The 17,706-nt window shown below is 59.8% G+C and carries 17 protein-coding genes; 7 read left to right on the top strand and 10 right to left on the bottom strand.

Annotation, left to right across the window (positions count from 1 at the left end; translation table 11 throughout):
• The first annotated feature begins 7 nt into the window (after positions 1-7).
• Together SynMINOS11_RS01460 and SynMINOS11_RS01455 are read left to right on the top strand one after the other, a co-directional pair.
• Positions 8-1,204 (top strand): glycosyltransferase, encoded by a 1,197-nt coding sequence (locus tag SynMINOS11_RS01460; RefSeq protein ID WP_186549386.1) that lies wholly within the window; start codon positions 8-10, stop codon positions 1,202-1,204.
• Positions 1,194-1,982 carry a uroporphyrinogen-III synthase gene (locus SynMINOS11_RS01455; protein ID WP_186549384.1) on the top strand — a complete coding sequence of 263 codons (789 nt, stop codon included), beginning with the start codon at positions 1,194-1,196 and terminating at the stop codon, positions 1,980-1,982. The genes SynMINOS11_RS01460 and SynMINOS11_RS01455 overlap by 11 nt, the downstream gene beginning before the upstream one ends.
• On the opposite strand, the gene SynMINOS11_RS01450 is transcribed toward SynMINOS11_RS01455, so the two are convergent.
• The 3 genes from SynMINOS11_RS01450 to zds form a co-directional block, all read right to left on the bottom strand.
• The gene (locus SynMINOS11_RS01450; RefSeq protein WP_186549382.1) at positions 1,979-2,434 is read right to left on the bottom strand and encodes a hypothetical protein; all 456 of its coding nucleotides are present in this window, start codon (positions 2,432-2,434) and stop codon (positions 1,979-1,981) included. The two genes, SynMINOS11_RS01455 and SynMINOS11_RS01450, sit on opposite strands and share 4 nt — an antisense overlap.
• A 67-nt stretch (positions 2,435-2,501) precedes the next feature.
• The gene (locus tag SynMINOS11_RS01445) at positions 2,502-2,948 is read right to left on the bottom strand and encodes an SRPBCC family protein (RefSeq protein ID WP_011934694.1); all 447 of its coding nucleotides are present in this window, start codon (positions 2,946-2,948) and stop codon (positions 2,502-2,504) included.
• 1 nt (position 2,949) lies between these two features.
• Positions 2,950-4,401 (bottom strand): 9,9'-di-cis-zeta-carotene desaturase, encoded by a 1,452-nt coding sequence (gene zds / locus SynMINOS11_RS01440; RefSeq protein ID WP_186549380.1) that lies wholly within the window; start codon positions 4,399-4,401, stop codon positions 2,950-2,952.
• 90 nt (positions 4,402-4,491) lie between these two features.
• Here zds and SynMINOS11_RS01435 point away from each other — a divergent pair, with 90 nt between their 5' ends.
• From SynMINOS11_RS01435 to SynMINOS11_RS01420, 4 genes are read left to right on the top strand one after another with little or no spacing between them, the layout of a single operon-like run.
• The gene (locus SynMINOS11_RS01435) at positions 4,492-4,875 is read left to right on the top strand and encodes a HesB/IscA family protein (protein ID WP_186549378.1); all 384 of its coding nucleotides are present in this window, start codon (positions 4,492-4,494) and stop codon (positions 4,873-4,875) included.
• Between the two features lie 42 nt (positions 4,876-4,917).
• Positions 4,918-5,349: a hypothetical protein gene (locus SynMINOS11_RS01430; RefSeq protein ID WP_186549376.1), complete on the top strand. Its 432-nt coding sequence runs from the start codon at positions 4,918-4,920 to the stop codon at positions 5,347-5,349.
• A gap of 1 nt (position 5,350) precedes the next feature.
• A complete protein-coding gene (locus SynMINOS11_RS01425) occupies positions 5,351-6,523 on the top strand; it encodes a lipid-A-disaccharide synthase-related protein (protein ID WP_186549374.1) in 1,173 nt (390 codons plus the stop codon).
• Positions 6,523-6,804 carry a hypothetical protein gene (locus tag SynMINOS11_RS01420; RefSeq protein ID WP_186549372.1) on the top strand — a complete coding sequence of 94 codons (282 nt, stop codon included), beginning with the start codon at positions 6,523-6,525 and terminating at the stop codon, positions 6,802-6,804. The genes SynMINOS11_RS01425 and SynMINOS11_RS01420 overlap by 1 nt, the downstream gene beginning before the upstream one ends.
• Here SynMINOS11_RS01420 and SynMINOS11_RS01415 read toward each other — a convergent pair.
• Together SynMINOS11_RS01415 and SynMINOS11_RS01410 are read right to left on the bottom strand one after the other, a co-directional pair.
• Positions 6,716-7,786: a hypothetical protein gene (locus SynMINOS11_RS01415; RefSeq protein WP_186549370.1), complete on the bottom strand. Its 1,071-nt coding sequence runs from the start codon at positions 7,784-7,786 to the stop codon at positions 6,716-6,718. The two genes, SynMINOS11_RS01420 and SynMINOS11_RS01415, sit on opposite strands and share 89 nt — an antisense overlap.
• On the bottom strand, positions 7,783-8,691 hold the full coding sequence (locus tag SynMINOS11_RS01410; protein WP_186549368.1) for a TIGR01777 family oxidoreductase: 909 nt from the start codon (positions 8,689-8,691) through the stop codon (positions 7,783-7,785). Before SynMINOS11_RS01410 ends, SynMINOS11_RS01415 begins: the two co-directional genes overlap by 4 nt.
• 73 nt (positions 8,692-8,764) lie before the next feature.
• On the opposite strand from SynMINOS11_RS01410, the gene SynMINOS11_RS01405 reads away from it, so the two are divergent.
• Positions 8,765-8,989 carry an NAD(P)H-quinone oxidoreductase subunit O gene (locus tag SynMINOS11_RS01405; RefSeq protein ID WP_186549366.1) on the top strand — a complete coding sequence of 75 codons (225 nt, stop codon included), beginning with the start codon at positions 8,765-8,767 and terminating at the stop codon, positions 8,987-8,989.
• Here the strand turns inward: SynMINOS11_RS01405 and SynMINOS11_RS01400 are convergent.
• From SynMINOS11_RS01400 to SynMINOS11_RS13135, 5 genes are all read right to left on the bottom strand, one after another.
• On the bottom strand, positions 8,974-9,642 hold the full coding sequence (locus tag SynMINOS11_RS01400; RefSeq protein WP_186549365.1) for a DnaJ domain-containing protein: 669 nt from the start codon (positions 9,640-9,642) through the stop codon (positions 8,974-8,976). The genes SynMINOS11_RS01405 and SynMINOS11_RS01400 overlap by 16 nt on opposite strands.
• Positions 9,642-10,583, bottom strand: a complete 942-nt coding sequence (cysK, locus tag SynMINOS11_RS01395) for a cysteine synthase A (protein ID WP_186549363.1) — start codon at positions 10,581-10,583, stop codon at positions 9,642-9,644. The genes SynMINOS11_RS01400 and cysK overlap by 1 nt, the downstream gene beginning before the upstream one ends.
• 9 nt (positions 10,584-10,592) lie before the next feature.
• Positions 10,593-12,611: a tetratricopeptide repeat protein gene (locus SynMINOS11_RS01390; RefSeq protein ID WP_186549361.1), complete on the bottom strand. Its 2,019-nt coding sequence runs from the start codon at positions 12,609-12,611 to the stop codon at positions 10,593-10,595.
• Positions 12,612-12,613: 2 nt separating this feature from the next.
• Positions 12,614-14,260, bottom strand: a complete 1,647-nt coding sequence (locus SynMINOS11_RS01385) for a hypothetical protein (protein WP_186549359.1) — start codon at positions 14,258-14,260, stop codon at positions 12,614-12,616.
• A 394-nt stretch (positions 14,261-14,654) separates the two neighbouring features.
• Positions 14,655-17,459, bottom strand: coding sequence for an iron uptake porin (locus SynMINOS11_RS13135; protein WP_186549357.1), 2,805 nt, complete (start codon positions 17,457-17,459; stop codon positions 14,655-14,657).
• Positions 17,460-17,706: the final 247 nt, after the last annotated feature.

Raw genomic sequence — 17,706 nt, 5'->3', positions numbered from 1 at the left:
AGCGGCCATGCTCAGCCTCTCGATGATCGTGCGCGATGAGGAGCAGCAGCTCGGCGCTTGCCTCGAGAGCGTGAAAGGGTTTTGCGATGAACTGGTGGTTGTTGACACCGGCTCTACCGACAACACCGTCGCCATCGCCAAAGACGCCGGCGCGCGAGTTGAAGCGATCGAATGGCCCGGCGATTTCACCCCAGCGCGCAACAAGGCGCTGGAGTTCGTAAGCGGCGACTGGGTGCTGGTGCTCGATGCCGATGAGCTGCTGCTTGATGACGTCAAGCCAGCGCTGCAAGCGTTGATGGCGCAGCCCGATGTGCTGGTGATCAACCTGCTGCGCTACGAGGACGGCGCGGTTCAATCGCCCTACTCCAGCGTCAGCCGTCTGTTCCGCAAGCACCCAGCGATCCAGTGGAGCCGGGCCTATCACTCGATGATCGACGATTCCGTCGAGGAGCTGCTCAAAACCGAGAGCCAATGGCGGGTTGTTGATTGCGCTGAACCGGCCCTGTTCCACACCGGCTACCGCCCCGAAGAGCTCATTGCCGGCAACAAGGCCAACCGTCTGCGGGAGGCCATGGAGGCCGAGCTCGCCAGCAAACCCGGCGACCCCTATGCCTGCGCCAAGCTCGGCGGCCTTGAGGTGGATCAAGGCAACACCACCCGCGGCCTGGCGCTGCTGGAGATGGGACTCGAGCACTGCCAAAGCGATCAACACCGCGAGCGCTATGAGCTGCTGCTCCACCTGGGAATCGCCAACAGCAGCAACAAACCTGAGGAAGCCGAGCGCTATTACCGCCTGGCCTTGGAGGAACCCCTCAGCCCCCAGGTGCTGGTGGGAGCCCGGCTCAACCTGGGCGCATTGCTGCTGCGTCTGAACAAGCTGGCTGAAGCGACCGAGGTGACGGCGGCTGTGACCCGGCAGCTGCCGGAGGTGATGCTGGGCTGGTACAACCTCGGCCTGATCCAACGCAAAGCCGGCGACATCGGCGGGGCGATCGAGGCCTACCAAAGCGGTTTGCAGCTTGATCCCAACAGCCCAGAGCTGCATCAAAATCTGGGCGCTGCCCAGCTGGCCGGCGGCAACTTTGAAGCGGCGCGCAGCAGCTTCTTGATGGCGATTGGGCTGCTGCTGCAGCAAAACCGCAAGGATGATGCTGAAGCCTTAGCCCGCAGCGCTGGCGAGCTGGTGAACCTGAATGCCGCCTGATCTGAGCGGCCACACCGTGGTGCTCACTCGCGCGGAGCACCAGCTGGGCGCTGCGCGAAAGCTGTTTGAAGCCGCTGGCGCCCAGGTGCTGGATTTGCCAGCGCTGGTGATTGGCCCGCCCGATAGCTGGGGGCCTTTGGATGATGCCCTGGGCGAACTGGAGGACTTCCACTGGCTGGTGGTCTCCAGCGCCAATGGCGTCAGCGCGGTGGATGAGCGCTTGCAAGCCCAAGGCCGCAGCCTGGCTCGGCGGCCAGCGTCGCTAAAAATCGCTGCGGTGGGCCGCAAAACGGCTCAACAACTGGAGGATCTCGGCGCCACGGCCGACTTCATCCCACCTGATTTCGTGGCCGACAGCCTGCTGGAGAACTTCCCTGTTGGCGTCTGGGGCCAGCGGATCCTTTTGCCGCGGGTGCAAAGCGGCGGACGCACGCTGCTGGCTGAAGCCTTTGGCGAAGCCGGCGCGCGGGTGAGCGAAGTGGCGGCCTATGAATCCCGCTGCCCCAAGGATCTGCCAGCCCTTACCGCCGCTGCTCTAGAAGCCGGCATGGCGGAGGCCATCTGTTTCAGCAGCGGCAAAACCGTGCGCCACACGGTGCAACTGCTCAAGGCCCAGTTCGGCGAGAGCTGGAACGAGCACACCAGCAAGCTGGCGGTGATTTCGATTGGCCCGCAAACCAGCGCCGTTTGCCGCGAGCTGCTGGGGCGCGTCGACGCTGAAGCTGATCCCCATGACCTTGATGGCCTGGTAGCCGCCTGCAGCCGCGCCTTGGCTTAAAGCTGAAGCGGGCTCAAGGGCCGGCCATCGCGCTCCAATAGCAAGCGGCCACGCTGCACATCAACACCCGCAACGCCAACACCGGTGGGCAGCCAAGGCAGGCGATCAGGGTCGCCCACATCACCAGGGGCCACAGGTCCGCTATGGCTGCCATAGCTCACAAACGCCTGGGCCACACCACCTAACGAGGAGACACCCATCAGCTCGGGCACCCCGTCGCCTCCTGAATCAGACGCGTCATCTTGGGCGGCCACCAGCGCCTGCGGAGGCGGCGCAAAGGGATCTTGGCGGCCGCGCGGCAACGAACCCAGCACCTCAGCCGGGTCGTAGAGAGGAATCAGCTGTGGATCAGCTGTGGGCTCAGGCAGCGAATTGGCAGTGTCTTTGTTGGCCTCAGCGGCAGGAGGCGTGCTGGCCTGCGGGGGCGTCTGGGCGCCACAGGCCGCCAGCATCACAGCGGCAACAGCAACAGCGGCAGCAGCGCGGCAGGCCAGCAGCCCATCAGCAAGTGGCCGAACCCTATCGAGCGCGGGCCCGCTCTTCCACCAGTTCTTGAAAACGATCGAGATTGGCCTGCAACTCCTTACTGACCAAACCGCCCAGGATCTTGGGATCCATCAAGGGCGCCAGCACCCCAGGCAGCTCGTAGCTCACGGTGAGCTTCACCGCGGTGCGCTCATCGGCTTCTGGGTAGAAGCGCACGGCGCCTTTGGTGGGAAGGCCTCCGACGGATTGCCAATGCAGTTGCTGGGCCTCCACCCGCTGGGTGATGCGGGCCTTCCACTGGAAGCGAAAGCCCTGGGCCGCCAGGGTCCATTCAGTGAGGTCGGGGTCATCGAGCGTCTTCACCGACTCGATCCAGCGCATCCACAGCGGCATGGATTCGAGATCACTCCACACCGCCCACACCAGATCCACGGGCGCGGCAATGTCCACCGCAACACTGTGCTCAAGCCAGCGGCCCATCTCAGCCTCCCTCGCCGTTGAGGATGGCCTTGGCGGCCAGACGCCCGCTCATGGTGGCCCCTTCCATCGAATCGATGTAGTCCTGGCGGGTGTAACTACCGGCCAAGAAGAAGTTGCTCACCGGAGTGCGCTGATCAGGCCGATAAGGCTCCATGCCGGGGGCTTCGCGATACAGCGACTGGGCCAGCTTGACCACATTGCTCCACACCAGCTTCAAGCCGCTACTGGAGGGGAAGAGCTTGCGCACCTGGGCATCAGTGTGGGCAACGATCTCCTCGGTTTTGCGTGGGATCCAGGGATCACCCGGGGTGAGCACGCACTGCAGCAGTGAGCCCTCGCCTTCCTTGCGGTAGTCCTCGGGGCTGGCCAAGGCGAGATCGGCAAAACAGCTGAAGTCGGCATCGGCTGTGTAGAGCAGGTTGTTGAGACCCGTGGGGTGAGCCACATCAGCCCTGGCGGCAGCCGCTTGGGGTTGATCACCGAGTTCCGTCACCCAGCCGTCGTAGCGAAGCTGAACGGTGGCCACGGGTACGGCCTCGAGCTTGTAGATGTTGTCGAACTGCTCAAAGCGGCGCCACTCCTCGGGCAGCAGGCGCTGAATTCCCGGCACATCGCAAGCCGCGAGGTAGGCATCGGCTTCCACCTCCACATCGCCATCGGGGGTGCCCATGGTCAAGCCGGTGACCTCGGTGGTGCCGTTGTCGCCCTTGTGGTGCACCGCGGTGACGCGATGGCGCAGGTGCAGCTGGCCGCCACGCGCCTTGATGTAGTCGAGGATCGGACCAGTGAGCCAGCGGTGGGGCGAGCCCTTGAGCAGGTTGAGCTTGGAGGCCTCTGTGCGGGCGGCAAACATCATGAAGATGGTGAGCATGCAGCGGGCGGAGATGGCCTCGCAATCAATGAATCCCAGGGCATAGGCGATGGGATTCCACATGCGGCGAATGCTCTCCGGGCTGCCTCCATGGCCCAAAAACCACTCACTAAAACTAATGCGATCCAGGGCGCGAATGGTGCGCATCGCCCCCTCGTAATCCACCAGGCCTCGCACGATCGGGCTGGTGCCGAGCGCCAGGGCATTGCGTAGCTTGTCGATCCAATCAAGCTGCGGTGTCGTGAAAAAGGCCTTGAGACCGTTGAACGGAGCACCGAGGGCAAAGCGGAAATCCAGCTCCCTGAGATCACCCCCTTCATTGACAAACAAATGGGTGTGATCTTTCGGCAGCAGGTTGTCGAAAGCGCCCACCTTGCGCATCAGCGCAAAGAGATTGGTGTAGTTGAAGAAGAAGACATGCAGCCCCATCTCGATGTGGTTGCCGCCCTCATCCACCCAACTGCCCACCTTGCCGCCCATGAAGGGGCGGGCTTCATAGAGATCAACGCTGTGGCCGGCATCCACCAGATCCACTGCCGCCGAAAGACCGGCCAATCCAGATCCGACGATGGCGACACGCACCGCTCAAGCTCCCGTAAGGCCCCTGACTCTATGGATCCGAGCTGCCCAGCCGAGGCTTCCTAAACTGCAGAGCAATTAGCTGGCGCCGGAATGGCCACCGAAACCCTGACCCACACCGGCAAAGACGGCAAAGGCATCTTGATCACCGAGCCAGCCATGAAGCAGCTGGCCAACCTGATGCAGCAGCAAGGCAGCGGCAGCGTGCTGCGGGTGGGCGTGCGCTCAGGCGGCTGCAGCGGCATGAGCTACACGATGGATTTCATCGATGCCGCTCAGATCGAGGGCGATGACGAGCGCTACAGCTATGAGCCTGCGGATGCTCCCAGCTTTGAAGTGGTGTGTGATCCCAAAAGCCTGCTGTACATCTATGGAATGCAGCTGGACTTCAGCACTGAACTGATCGGCGGCGGCTTCAACTTCACCAACCCCAACGCCAGCCAAACCTGCGGCTGCGGCAGCTCCTTTGCGGTCTGATGACCGCGGCCATGGGAATCTGTTGGTCTAATCCCTGCGCCCATGACGGAAGAGCAGCCAAGCCTGAGCGAAAGTCAATTCGGCCAAGCCCTTCAGCGTTATCAAGACGGCGCGGAGGCCGCTGATGTGATCGCTGACTTTGAGGCCATCACCCGGCGCGACCCGCGTCAAGCTGCCGGATGGACCTGCCTGGCTTGGCTGCAATTGCTGACCGAGCAGCCCGAAGACGCCCTGCGCTCAGCCAAAACCGCGGTGAAACTCAACGCGCAGGATCCGCAAGGGCGGCTGAATTTGGCCCTGGCGATGCTGGAAACCGGCGCCAAAGGCGTGCGTGAGCACATCGAGATCGTCAAGCGCGTGATGGTGTTCTCCCCGGAACTGGGCCAAGAGCTGGAGACCTCGATCGCCGATGGGCTCCAGCGGCGGCCGGGTTGGCCGGCACTGCTGAAAGTGCAGGCCTGGCTGGCGGACTGAGATGCAGCTGCTGCTGCTCAGCAACGGCCACGGGGAAGACCTCAGTGGTGCCCGCCTTGGGCAGGCGCTGCAGCTGCTTGGCGCTTCGGTGCGAGCCGTGCCTTTGGTGGGCGATGGAGCCCCCTACCGGCAGGCGGAGCTTCCAATTGCAGGCCGCACCCAGAGCTTCAGCACCGGCGGGCTGGGCTACGCCAGCTTTGCCGGCCGCTTGAAAGAAATCCTGCAGGGGCAGGTGCTTTATCTGCTCAAGCGCAGCTTGCTGCTGCTGCAAGAAGCGCGCCACGCCGATGGAATCGTTGTGGTGGGCGATGTGATCCCGGTGATCCTGGCCTGGCTGAGCGGCAAACCGGTGATCACCTATCTGGTGGCCTACTCCAGCCATTACGAAGGCCGTCTGCGGCTGCCGTGGCCCTGCGGGCCATGCCTGGCCAGCAAACGCTTTGCCGCGGTGTTCAGCCGCGATTCGCTGAGCGCCAGTGATCTGAGCGAGCAATTGGGGCGGCCGGTGGAGTTTCTCGGCAATCCCTTCATGGATGGGTTGGTGGCCGCTAAGGCCAGCGAGCGCTCCGGGCGGGTGCTGCTGCTGCCTGGCAGTCGTCTGCCAGAAGCGCGCCAAAACCTCGAGCGCATGCTGGCGTTATTGGAAGAACTACCCGCTGGGTTGCGCCACCACGATTTCCAGGCGGCGTTGGTGCGCGAACTGCCCGCCGCCGCAGTGGAAGCCTTGGCCGCCAGCCGCGGCTGGAGCTTGAGCAGCAGCACCAGCCGCAGCCTCTGGCTCAAGCGCAAAGGGCTGGTGCTGCAGTGTTGCTGGGGGCAATTCACCACCCTGTTGCCAGCGGCGCAGGTGGTGGTGTCGATGGCGGGCACCGCCAGCGAGCAGGCCGCCGGTTTGGGCAAGCCGGTGCTGCAACTCGCCGGCCATGGCCCGCAATTCACCGTGGGCTTTGCCGAAGCCCAACGGCGCCTATTGGGCCCGGCGGTGCATTGCGCCGAAGGCGATGTGGATGCCCCGCACACCCTGATCGCCAGCGCTGAGGTGCTGGAGCAGTTGCTGCAGCTGCCGGAGGCAACACTGCAGCAGCTGCGCAAGGAGGGAGATCAACGCTTAGGCCAAGCCGGCGGCACCAAGCGCATGGCCCGCGCGATCCTGGAGAAGCTGCAACACCCTTGATGGAGACCCTCAAAGGCTGGTTGGACCGGCTGCTCGTTGCCGATGTGTTTGTGGTGATCGGCGGGGCGTTTTGGTTTCTCGCCGCTGTGCTGTGTGAAGCGCGCGGCATCCATCAGCCCCTGGCAGTGTTCCAGCAGCTCTGGGAGCCGTTGTTTACACCAGCCATTGGACTCTTGATGGCCGCCGCTGTGATCAGCGGGGTTTTGGGCTGGTGGGGGCGACGTCGCTCAGCAATTGGCGATACTGCTGCTCAATCCTCTCCACACCAAAATCAGCATTGAGGCGATCACGGAGTGGCTGTGGAGCAAGACAGCACTGCGGCTGCTCTCCCTGCAAGCAAGCAGCCAATGGATCACTTGCGAGCACGGCCAAATCGGAGAAGGGCTCATATGCAGGAATGGGTGAAGCAAACACCTTTTTGCCAAGCAAAAGCGCAGTTGTCAGGCGGTTATGGCTGCTGTAGCGCTTGCGGGCATCATCCCCATTGACAGGAAGCACAACTGAACCCACCCCTTGAAGCTGGTCAGACAGTTGTTGTGGGGATTCGTATTCATACCAATGCACAGCTTGAAAACAATCCTCAAATCGCTTCAGCAAGTTCTGGCTACCTAATCGATCGCGCAGCACTTCAGCCCGAGTAATCAAAGTCAGCTGTTGAGACACAGGCCTATGAGCAAATGCCAAATCCAGTAATGGCTGGATGTTTGTGTCGTGGCCAAACCAACCGATTCCTGGACCATTGGCACTGCACGCAGAAGGCACAGCAATTTGCTCCGTGCAATCGGCAATGGTGATAAGGCTGCAGCTGGGGCCTACTTGGCGGGGCAGCACTTCACTGGCCAATGCATTGGTAGAAGCGATGCAGACATCCGCCTGTGCAGCCCAAAAAGAGGCGTAGTCGCGATGCCATGCATGAGCTGCAACAAAATTATTCTCACAACAATCAAACAGAAGCTTGGCGTTCAACTGAGGCTGAATGCGGTTTAAAAAAGTCTCAAATAGTTGAGTCACAGAAGTAGTGGCTTCAGCCGTTGGTGGCGGTGACCACTTGCCGAGATAAACCACCGATAAACCTGGCTGCTGCAACGCGTTCCAAGTTTGATCAAGGGTCTCCGGGCGCCAGACCCACCAGCCCAATTGGTGGGCAGCGCGCTCAAGTGGAAGGACTCTTAAACGCATGCTCGCTAGACGCTCTGACTCGGCGAGTTCACCAAAACTGCCTGGTCCAAGCACCACGAGAATTGGTGACGACGAAGCGATCACAACACGGCGTCAAAGCACTCAGGCAAGCTTGCCTGGGAAAAGGCAAATCCATTTGTTTGTAACCGCAAGGGCTTGACCTGCTGGCCTTGCAGCACCACCTCGGCCCCATCACCAAGCAGGAGCTTCAACACAGCGCCTGGCACTGGGAGCAGGCTGGGGCGACGTAAGGCGCGACCAAGCTCCGAGCAAAACTCCCGCATCGACACTGGATTGGGAGCTGTGGCGTTGTAGATGCCAGCAAACGCTTCGTCGCTCAATGCAGCACTGATCAGCTGACAAAGATCCGTCCGCGAAATCCAACTCATCCACTGCTGGCCTGAGCCAATCGGGCCACCAAAGCCAGCGCGGAAGATCGGCAACATCTTGCCGAGTGCCCCGCCATCGGCCGCCAGCACAATGCCGATGCGGGTGATCACCAGCCGCGTGCTGGGCTTTACCTCTTGGGCAGCGGCTTCCCACTGCGCGCAGAGCTTGCCGAGAACATCGGCACCAGCTGGGCTGTCTTCCTTAAAGCTGGCGGTTTCACTGGTGCCGTAGAAACCCACAGCCGACGCGCTCACAAGCACCTGCGGCGGCGTGGCGCTGGCATTGATCGCTGCCACCAGATGCCGTGTGGTGTCGATGCGACTGCGGTGCAAAACCTCCAGGTGGGCAGGGGTCCAGCGCTTCTCGGCAATCGGCTCCCCTGCCAGATTCACCACGCCTTCGGCTTGCGCAAGGGCTTGCTGCAGAGCTGAACCGGCAGCCCAAACTTCGGGGAGGGATGGATCGGCTTGCAGGCAGGTCAGGCCGGCCAGTTCGCGCTGCTGGCGGCTGACAACGGTGAGCGTGTGACCTGCAGCAAGCAGCTGCGGCACCAGCTCACGGCCAACCAATCCCGTGCAACCCAGCAGCAGCAGACGCATCAATCAACAGCCATAGCGCTGGGGACCCTAGCCCTGTTAGGGCTTTAGCCTGCAGCCACTGTGGAGCTGGGCCATGGCTGATGCCCTCAAAAAAGGAAGCTTGATCCGCGTGAACCGGGAGGCCTATCTCAGCAGCGTGGAAGCCAAAGCCAGCGCTGGTGATCCCCCGGCCTATTTGCTGGAAGGCCCCGGCGAAGTGTTGGCGGTCAAAGGCAACTACGCCCAACTGCGCTTTCGCCAGCCGGTTCCCGACATCTGGCTGAGGATGGATCAGCTGGAGGCCTACGCCGGAAGCTGATCCTGAATACGTTGGCGCCGCAGGCAGGCTTCGCGAATCATCTCGCGTCCATCACGCAAGTAGTCATCGACATAACCCGCGGTGTAGCGCTCCAGCTCCATCACAGCGTCCTGAACACCACTGAGGAAGTGATAGAGGCTCAGCCCAAAACCCTGAGCTGATGAGGGACATGGCATGGAGCGGTAGAGCGTCTCAGCCGTCTGCAACTTGCTTTGGCTGCGCTCGATGTAGTCGCAAAACGCCTCCATCAAGCTGTCGTCATAGGGGTCAGCCGACAGCTCCCGCAATTGGGCGGGGAATGGATCCAACACCTGGCCCAATAAGCGATCCACCGGGTGATACACCTGCTCCAGCCAACGCTCAAGCTCGGCGTCATTGGCAGCACCGCGGCGGCGTTTCCCGGAGCTAGCGCGGGCCTGGGCTGTGGCCCGCGCGCTGCGCTCACCGCGCCCGGCATCAAAGCGTTGCCGCGCCTCGGCATCACCCAGCAGCTCCCAAGCGGCGTTGATCTCCAAAATCCGCTCGGGATCATCACTGATGCCGTCAGCTGCATCGGGATGATGTTGCTTGACCAGCGCGCGATACGCCGATTTGATCTCGGCCGCTGACGCCGATGGCGACACCCCCAACACCTGGTAGGGGTCGCGTGTCATCAGAAGCCGATTTCCGTGAACATCGGCGTGCTGAGGTAGCGCTCACCAAAGCTGGCCAGCACCACCACGATCAACTTGCCCTCCATCTCGGGGCGCTGGCCGAGCTTGAGGGCCGCCGCCATGGCCGCACCACTGCTCACCCCACTCAACAAGCCTTCAATACGGGCCAAGCGGCGTCCCATCACCATCGCCTCGGCATCGTCGACCTGCAGCACCTCATCAACGAGGGAGGGTTGATAGTTATCGGGCACAAAGCCGGCGCCAATGCCCTGGATGCGGTGCGGGCCTGGGGTACCACCGCTCAAAACAGGACTTCCAGTTGGTTCAACGGCAAAGGCTTGAAAGCTGGGCTTGCGCTGCTTGAGCACTTCACTGCAACCGGTGATGGTGCCGCCGGTGCCAACACCCGCCACCAAAGCATCAATGCGGCCCTCGGTGTCGCTCCAGAGCTCTTCTGCGGTGGTGGCCGCATGAATCGCTGGGTTGGCGCTGTTGGAGAACTGCTGCAGCAGGTAGGCATTGGGAAGCTCATCGGCGAGTTCTCTTGCCCTGGAGATGGCACCCTTCATCCCATCTGAGCCTGGGGTGAGCTCGAGTTCGGCTCCATAGGCCCGCAGCATCGAGCGGCGCTCGGTGCTCATCGTGTCGGGCATGATGAGGATGAGGCGGTAGCCGCGGGCAGCGGCCACCATCGCCAGCGCAATTCCCGTGTTGCCACTGGTGGGCTCAACGAGGACCGTGCGATCTGGCGCAATCCGCCCAGCGGCTTCTGCCTCGCGGATCATCGCCACACCGATGCGGTCTTTCACCGATGCGGTGGGATTGAAGCTCTCCAATTTCGCCGCAATCTCAGCTCGGCAGCCGACTTCTTGCGGTAATCGGTTCAGACGCACCAACGGGGTGCTGCCCACAAGTGCCGTGATGTCAGGGGCAATCGCCATCGCGGGGCGTCAGCTCGGCAGTTGCTGTTCATTCTGGCCACCAGCCTCAGCAAGCCAACAAACCAAACGCTCTTTCACCAGCTCAAGGGGATGATCCCAAACTCCTGGCAGCTGTTGGCGAAACAGCTCCACCGAGGCATACCAAGGCATCGTGGATTTTGAGCGTCCATAACGCCATTCAGCATCTTGAGGCAGCAACACCCAAGCAGATGTGCCAACGGCTCCAGCGATGTGTAGTGCCGTCTGCTGAACAGTGATCACCAAATCCAAGGCTTGGGTCAACGCTGTGGTTTGCAGCAGATCCTGCGTGATGCCTTCAAAATGATGAATCTTGATTTGATGATTGTTGCGAAGCTCTTCTAACTCATCAGCCACGTTGCCGTATTGCAAGTTCACCCACTGAATGCCTGGTGTTTGCAGCAACGGCAATAACAATGGCAACGTCATTGAGCGCTGCTTTTTGTTCTCTAAAGTTCCGCCACCTCTCCAGGCAACACCAATCTTCAAGCCTGAGCCAAGCGACTGCAATGTCTGCTTCCAATGCATCAACAGCTCTGGCGGCACCTGCAGATATGGCTGACCTGAACAAGACTCGGGTGATGGCCGAAAGAACCGCCCCAGGCTTCCAAGAGCATAACAACGCTCCATCGCTTTGAACTGAGCGAAATTCATCTCAGATGAGCAAGGAATATCTGGAAAAGTGGCCTCAAACAAAGGCAATAAACGAGGTGTTAGCAACAACTTCACTGAAGCTGCATGCTGCTGCAGCTCTGGCAACATCGATGCCATCATGATGGTGTCGCCGATCCCCTGTTCGCCAAAAACAACAACATTGGCTTGATCAGGAGGTTGATCGGAACGCACCTCTTCCATGCCAGGGGGAAGGCACCTAAAACGATTGGATCCTTTCAAACGGGCGGCGTAGTGCGGCCAGGCTTCTTGCCAATGCGCGAGGGCAAGCAATTCACGGGCCAGGGCAGATTGCAGATCAAAATTATTGGGTGAAGCTTGATGCAGCTCCCGGCGCAACTGCAGCGAGTCTTCAAAGCGGCCAAGAGCGGAATAGACCATGGCCAGCAGGCCACTGCGATACTCAGAGTGATCTTGGGTTTCAAGAATCGCTAGTGCCTCGTCATAGTTGCCAGCGTTGTAAAGGCACTGCGCCAACATCAATGGCTCAGGCGTATCCCAATAACCAGACGTAGGCTGCGAAAAAGTCCAACGCAGATCATCAACACGGGCCTGGGCAACCAGAAAATCCTGGAAGGCAATTCGCAAACGGCCATCCAATCCGTGGCGATCAATCGCACACCTAAACGTATCCTCAGCTTCGTCAATCAGCAGAGCACGCTCATACAAACAGGCCAATTTGAGCAAAACTCGCCGGCTGTTGGGGCAGGTGCTTCTCACTGCCTCCGCTGCGACGCGGCGCTGTGGAATCGAAACATCATGTTCAAGCAACTCCAACTCCAGAAGTGCGGCTTCCTCGGCAGCTCCATCGAGGGCGGCTAAGCGGTCCAGGCAGAATCGCGCGCGCTTGAAGTCGCCATCAAAGATATGCCAATCCGTCAGGCCAATCCCCAGACGCAGCAGATCAATCTCTCCCTCCTGTTGCAAGGCGACGTAAATCGCCTCAGCTTCTTGGCGATGGCCTAAGCGAACCTGGACCCGAGCGAGGCCCCATTGCCCCAGGGGGGTTTGCAGCAAACGGGTGTCACTGCTGTCTGTGAGAACCCGATACGCCCACGACCACTCTTCAGCTGCAAGCAGTGCCTCCACCATTTCCCAGCGCAGGGGCAGCGACTCGGGATCCAGCTGACAGGCGCGTTGAAGGCTGAAAACACCAAGCTCAGGTTGCCCAAGGCCGCTATTGGCGCGGCTATGTAAAAACAAAAACTCTGGATTCTCCTGCCATTGCGCTGCTGGCGAGTCCGCCAACATGGCCAGCAAGTCATGCCAACGCTGTTGCTCAAACAACTGGCGGGCCTGAAATAGATCCAATGGCATCGATGGATCAGATGTCTGCATGCTTATGGCTCGACATCGGCATGGGATTGTGGCCCATCAGGACGCCAGTGTCGCAAAGCGTTGAGGCGTTCATGAAGCAATGGCTTCCAGCCACCAGAACGGGTGGAGCGGAACAACTCAACACTGCCGTACCAGGGCATCTCAGGCCCATCGGTGCCGTAGCGCCACTCCGGCACAACTGGAAGCAGCACCCAAGCGGGCGTGCCAAGGGCGCCAGCAAGATGCACCGTTGTTTGTTGCACGGTGATCACCAGATCCAATGCCTGAATCAATGCCGCCGTGCGGGTGAGGTCAGAGGCCACGCCGTCGTAGTGATGCAGCCAGGGCTGGGTTTGCTCATAGTCCTGGTCGGTCAACCCGTACTGCAAATTCACCCAACACACCGGCGACTCAGTCAACAACGGTTGGAGCAAATCGAGCGGTATCGATCGGCGGGCTCGCTCTTTGACGTAGCCACCACCACGCCAAGCGAGACCGACTTTGAGCCCTGAGGGCAATCCCGCTAGCCATTGCCTCGCCTGCAGCTGCTCAGCACGGGGCACTGTCAAGCAAGGCCGGCCAGGACAAGCCTGAGGGGAAGGCCGAAACCATTGCCCAAGGCTGGAGAGAGGCAAAACCGCCTGAAAGGCTTGATGCGAATCCATGGGCAGCGCAGTTTTGACAGCCACCTGCGGGAATGAAGCCGCCAATAACGCCTGCAAGCGCGGCTGAACCAGCAGGGTGATGGAGGCGGCCTGCTGCTGCAGCTCCTCGAGAACAGAGCACATCATCACCGTGTCACCGAGGCCCTGTTCCTCATAGAGAAGAACATGTTTCCCCACCAATGACGTCAAAGCGGGCGTGCGCTCGGGCAATCCAGCAGCCTGAACGCGCTGCACTGCAGCAGAAAGAATCGATCGCTGTTCATAGAGCGGCCAGGCTTGCGACCAATGGCCCAACGCCAAGAGCTGGTGCGCCAACTGCAATCCATACTGCGGTTGAGGCAGTTGCTGGCAACAGATCAAGGCCTCATCAAATCGGCCTTGTAAACGCAGGCACTCCGACAGCAAGGAGGTGCCCTTGGAATCGCGTGGCACCAAGCGGCGCAGGTGGGATTCAGCCAGCTCCAAGCGATTGGCATTGATAAAAGCCTCGGCCAACAGAAGCTCAAGGCCGCTCACACCTGAATCGGCTGGAAGCCTTTGCTGCCATTGCAGGAATTCATCGGGCTCGCCCAATTCAGCCAATAGCTGAAACCAAAGCGTGGCAACATCACCATCGAGCCCCCAATGATCAATAACCTTCTGCAACAGCTTTTTCGACTCATCAAGAAGCTGAAAATGCAAAAGATCTCGCAACAAGCCAACAGCGAGCAGCCTGCAGTGCAATGCTGCTTGTTCAAGCTGCTGCCAACCAACACAATCCTCCATTGACCAGGAATGGCGCAATAGCTTCCAATGCGCCGAAGCGAAAACACCAACAGAAGGATCAAATTGCCGTAACTGCTCAAGACACATCTGGGCTTGCTTGAGCTGGCCTTGCAAAACATTGGCTTCCAGCAAAACAATGCCCAAGTCGACAGGATCAAAGTTCAACTGATGCTGCAACTGAAGCAACTCATGGGCTCCCTGCTGCGCTTGACCGCAATGAATCAAAGCGCGAAGACGCATCAATTGAAAAGATGGATCATTTTTAAGACGTTGGGCCACAGGTGACTGCAACAGCTGCAGCGAGAGTTGCCACTGCTGGCAATCCTGCAAGGCCCCTAAGGATTCCTGGATAATCTCAATTGAATCAGGATCAAGATTGCAGGCTTTTTCCAACCAAGGTAAAGCCAACTCAGGCTTACCCAAACGTCGCTGATTGCGAGCTTCACAGAAAGCCTTTGAAGCCTCGATGACTCGCTGGCTTCGATGATCTGGCGAGTCAATCATTCCCAGGGAGGCATTGAATCAACCTTGCAAATAGTGCCATAAAAACACAAAAAAAAGCCCCTCCTTGCGGAGAGGCTTGTGATCTGTGTGAGAGGTGGTGTGGTGAGGAGTGAAGCGTCGAGAACTGAGATCAGAACTTGAACTCGGTCTTGACGATGCCGCCCCAGACGTCGCCGTTGGAGGCGTCGAGGGTGACCTGACCATAACGGCCGGTCTTCTCGTCGTTCTGGCCAGAAACCCAGAACACACCAGGGGTGACGCTGATGTTGTCGGTGACCTGGAACTGATACCAGGTTTCCAGAGCGATCGGCATGCTGCCGTCGGTTCCCCAGCCACTGTCGTTGCTGTTGACCGTTGGCACACCACCGATGGCGAAACCGGCCTTGTTGCCTTGGATGAAGACATCCTTGAAGTTCAGGCCGATCATCCAGCTGCTGGTCTGAGCAGAGTCACCAGCACTGGCCATCTTGATGCCCAGGACGCTGCTGTCGTAGCGAGAGTTCATCGAAGCACCGCCGTAAGCGCCGGTGATCTGGAACTGCTTGCTCCACTTATAGGCCAGGGTGAAGCCGTACTGATTGGATTCAATCAGAGTGCTGTAACCGAAGGGGTTCTTAGCCAGCTCGGTGCCGACCTTGCCCATGGAGTTGTTGCCACGCTCGTAGGCGTAGTTGGCAGTGAACAGCCACTTCTTGTCTTTGCTCTTCCAAGCGAGTTGGACGGGCAGGCGGAAGCGGGTGTCGCGACCCATGAAGCCTTCCTGCAGGTAGTTGTAGGAAGCGGGGTTCATTGCGTCACCTTCGTTGGCCAGGTAGCCGATACCGAAGCCAACGGTGCCGTTAGCGATCTTGAGCTTCTTACCGCCGAAGCGGCTGATGCCTACACCTGCACCGGTACCGGTGTAGGAGGGGAACACACCAGCGGAGGTGTTGAAGAACTCAAGCAGAGCGTCCTTGGTGTACATGGTGCCGCGGCTAGGCAGGAAGGAATCCTGAGGAGCGCGAGTACCGAAGGACACCTTGCCCCAATCGCCAACAGGGAACTTGTAGTACAGCTTGTCGACGTACAGCTTGGCCTTGCCTTTGGTGGGCTTGGAGCCATCGAAAGCCAGGTCAGCGAAGGGAGCGTTAACGCGCTTCGCGAAGCCGTAGATGGTGTTGGAACGCAGACGGAAGTTCAGCTTGTCCTTACCAGTGAAGCTGGTGTTGAAGTTCAGCTGAGCGTCGTGGCTGAAGGTGAGGGCGTTGCGGTCAGCAACACCGTTCTTGTTGGCGGGGTAAGCAGCCAAGCTACGCACGAACAGCTGACCAGCCTTCTTGACGTAGGCGGTGTTGCGCTGAGTGGTGTTGAGTGAGCCGTACTCAGCCAGCAGGTAGTTCATGACGTTGTTGTACGCCAAGTTGTTCTGAACGAAACCACCAGGGGTCACGGCCAGGCCTGTGTTACCACCACGGTCGTCGGCACCTTCGCTGCCAGCACCAGTGATCAGAGCAGCGTTGCCGTCGGCCTGATAGCCGACATAAGCGCGGGCCACGTCACCGATCTTGATGGGGTCAGGCACACCAGCGGCTTTGGTGTACTTGGTCAAGCCAGCGATGCTGGTGGTGTTCGCAGCAGGCAGGACGTAGTAGTCGTAAGCCTTCACGCGGCGGGCCTTGTTGGCCAGGTTGACCAGGGCGCCGTAGTCAGCTTGGTCGAATTGGATCGACTTGGCCTTGTAGTTGCTGGAGCCGGACTGAGAAGTCTGGACGCGCAGCTTCTGAGTGTTGCCGAACTTGTCCTGGAGTTGGAAGTTACGGGCACGCAGATAGGCACTCGGGGCCAAACCGTTTTGGATGCCCTGAGAGGAGAACAAGAAGTAGCTGCTGGTGCTCTCAGCGCCAGAGGTGTTGGCGAAGGAGTTGTCAGTGCGGCTGCCGTCCTTGAAGTACAAGGACATGCGACTGCGGTCAGGCGTGTAGTAAGCCGTGCCAGTGCCGTTGTTGTTGCTGGTGTTAAGAGCCGCAATGCTGGGGGTCAGCAGGATTTTGTAGGAGCCAACGCCCTTGGCAGCTGTATTACCGTTACCAGCGGCAAAGGTATTGCCGGACAGTGCGCGCATGGCACTGCTATCAGTTGCGTCGCCAATCGACATTCCGGAAACGGCACCGCTAGGAGTAGCGCCAGTCCAAGCAGTGTTGAAGGCGACGTTGCGCGCTTCGTACTTGGTCAGGGAGCCCGCAGCAGGCTGGCTGTAGACGGTTTGACCAGACAGACCACCCTTGGTGGGGTAAGCGCCAGTATCAGGGTCAACGGCGTAGTAGGTGTAAGCCTCGCCCTGGGACTTGCCGTCCTTGATCTTGTTGACGGTGCGGTCCTGGAGACCACCGGTGGAACCGTCGTAAACGCGGATGCCGTAGAGCTGAGCAGCCTTCAGGACATTCTTGAGACGACCGAAGCGGACGTAGCCGTCGCCGCGGTAGGCAGAACCTTGGACGAAGCGGACTTTGCCCTTCAGTTTGGTGGTGGTGGAGAACTGGGTAGCTTCCAGCTCACCAACGGCGGCCTCGAGACCGTCGACGCGAGCTTTGACAACAGCCAGCTCTTTTTCGAAGGCCTTCATCAGGCGACGCACTTCGTCGGTGATCTCAGTCACGCGATCGAGGCAAGCGTTCAGCAGAGCTGCTGCTTCGTAGCGGGAAAGAGCGCGGTTGCCTTGGAAGGTGCCGTTGGGATAACCAGCGACGCAGCCGTAGCGCTCGATCAGATTGGCAAGAGCCTGGTAGGCCCAGTCCGTGGGGTAGACGTCAGAGAACTGGCTGATGCTGGTGACTTGCTCATCAGCGGAGGCGTACTTGGAGACGCCGCCGAAGTTGAGCTCGCCAGCCATGGCGCCCATAGGGGCGAACAGGCCGAGAGCAGCAGGAGCCAGCATGAGTTGCTGGAAGAGTTTCATGGGGTCCTCACACCAAAAAAGAGGATGGATTGAGCGCTACAAGTCAGGCGAAATCGCCAGACAGAGCAGCCCTCTTTTTAAATCTATCAACGGATATTGATGTTTCCAACGTCCCAATGCACCACTGCGGACAGCTGATTTGTTGTCCCTTAACGAGTCTCAAAAGTCCTAAATCTGACCATAAAAAAGGGGCCCGAAAGGGCCCCGATTTGTGTGTGAAAAGTGGTCTGAGAAGTGGTCCTTTTGA

The sequence above is a fragment of the Synechococcus sp. Minos11 genome, from assembly GCF_014279855.1.
In the GTDB taxonomy this organism is placed as follows: Bacteria; Cyanobacteriota; Cyanobacteriia; order PCC-6307; family Cyanobiaceae; genus RCC307.
Note: the sequence above shows the minus strand (reverse complement) of the source record. Positions and strands in the feature narration are given on the sequence as shown.

Excerpts from the sequence above, each read along its gene's own strand:
- SynMINOS11_RS01390 (WP_186549361.1), bottom strand. The coding sequence starts at position 12,611 with ATGCAGACATCTGATCCATCGATGCCATTGGATCTATTTCAGGCCCGC.
- SynMINOS11_RS01445 (WP_011934694.1), bottom strand. The coding sequence starts at position 2,948 with ATGGGCCGCTGGCTTGAGCACAGTGTTGCGGTGGACATTGCCGCGCCC.
- SynMINOS11_RS01420 (WP_186549372.1), top strand. The coding sequence starts at position 6,523 with ATGGAGACCCTCAAAGGCTGGTTGGACCGGCTGCTCGTTGCCGATGTG.
- cysK (WP_186549363.1), bottom strand. The coding sequence starts at position 10,583 with ATGGCGATTGCCCCTGACATCACGGCACTTGTGGGCAGCACCCCGTTG.
- SynMINOS11_RS01460 (WP_186549386.1), top strand. The coding sequence starts at position 8 with ATGCTCAGCCTCTCGATGATCGTGCGCGATGAGGAGCAGCAGCTCGGC.
- SynMINOS11_RS01450 (WP_186549382.1), bottom strand. The coding sequence starts at position 2,434 with ATGCTGGCGGCCTGTGGCGCCCAGACGCCCCCGCAGGCCAGCACGCCT.
- SynMINOS11_RS01435 (WP_186549378.1), top strand. The coding sequence starts at position 4,492 with ATGGCCACCGAAACCCTGACCCACACCGGCAAAGACGGCAAAGGCATC.
- SynMINOS11_RS13135 (WP_186549357.1), bottom strand. The coding sequence starts at position 17,459 with ATGAAACTCTTCCAGCAACTCATGCTGGCTCCTGCTGCTCTCGGCCTG.
- SynMINOS11_RS01405 (WP_186549366.1), top strand. The coding sequence starts at position 8,765 with ATGGCTGATGCCCTCAAAAAAGGAAGCTTGATCCGCGTGAACCGGGAG.
- SynMINOS11_RS01455 (WP_186549384.1), top strand. The coding sequence starts at position 1,194 with ATGCCGCCTGATCTGAGCGGCCACACCGTGGTGCTCACTCGCGCGGAG.
- SynMINOS11_RS01385 (WP_186549359.1), bottom strand. The coding sequence starts at position 14,260 with ATGCGTCTTCGCGCTTTGATTCATTGCGGTCAAGCGCAGCAGGGAGCC.
- SynMINOS11_RS01425 (WP_186549374.1), top strand. The coding sequence starts at position 5,351 with ATGCAGCTGCTGCTGCTCAGCAACGGCCACGGGGAAGACCTCAGTGGT.
- SynMINOS11_RS01400 (WP_186549365.1), bottom strand. The coding sequence starts at position 9,642 with ATGACACGCGACCCCTACCAGGTGTTGGGGGTGTCGCCATCGGCGTCA.
- SynMINOS11_RS01410 (WP_186549368.1), bottom strand. The coding sequence starts at position 8,691 with ATGCGTCTGCTGCTGCTGGGTTGCACGGGATTGGTTGGCCGTGAGCTG.
- SynMINOS11_RS01430 (WP_186549376.1), top strand. The coding sequence starts at position 4,918 with ATGACGGAAGAGCAGCCAAGCCTGAGCGAAAGTCAATTCGGCCAAGCC.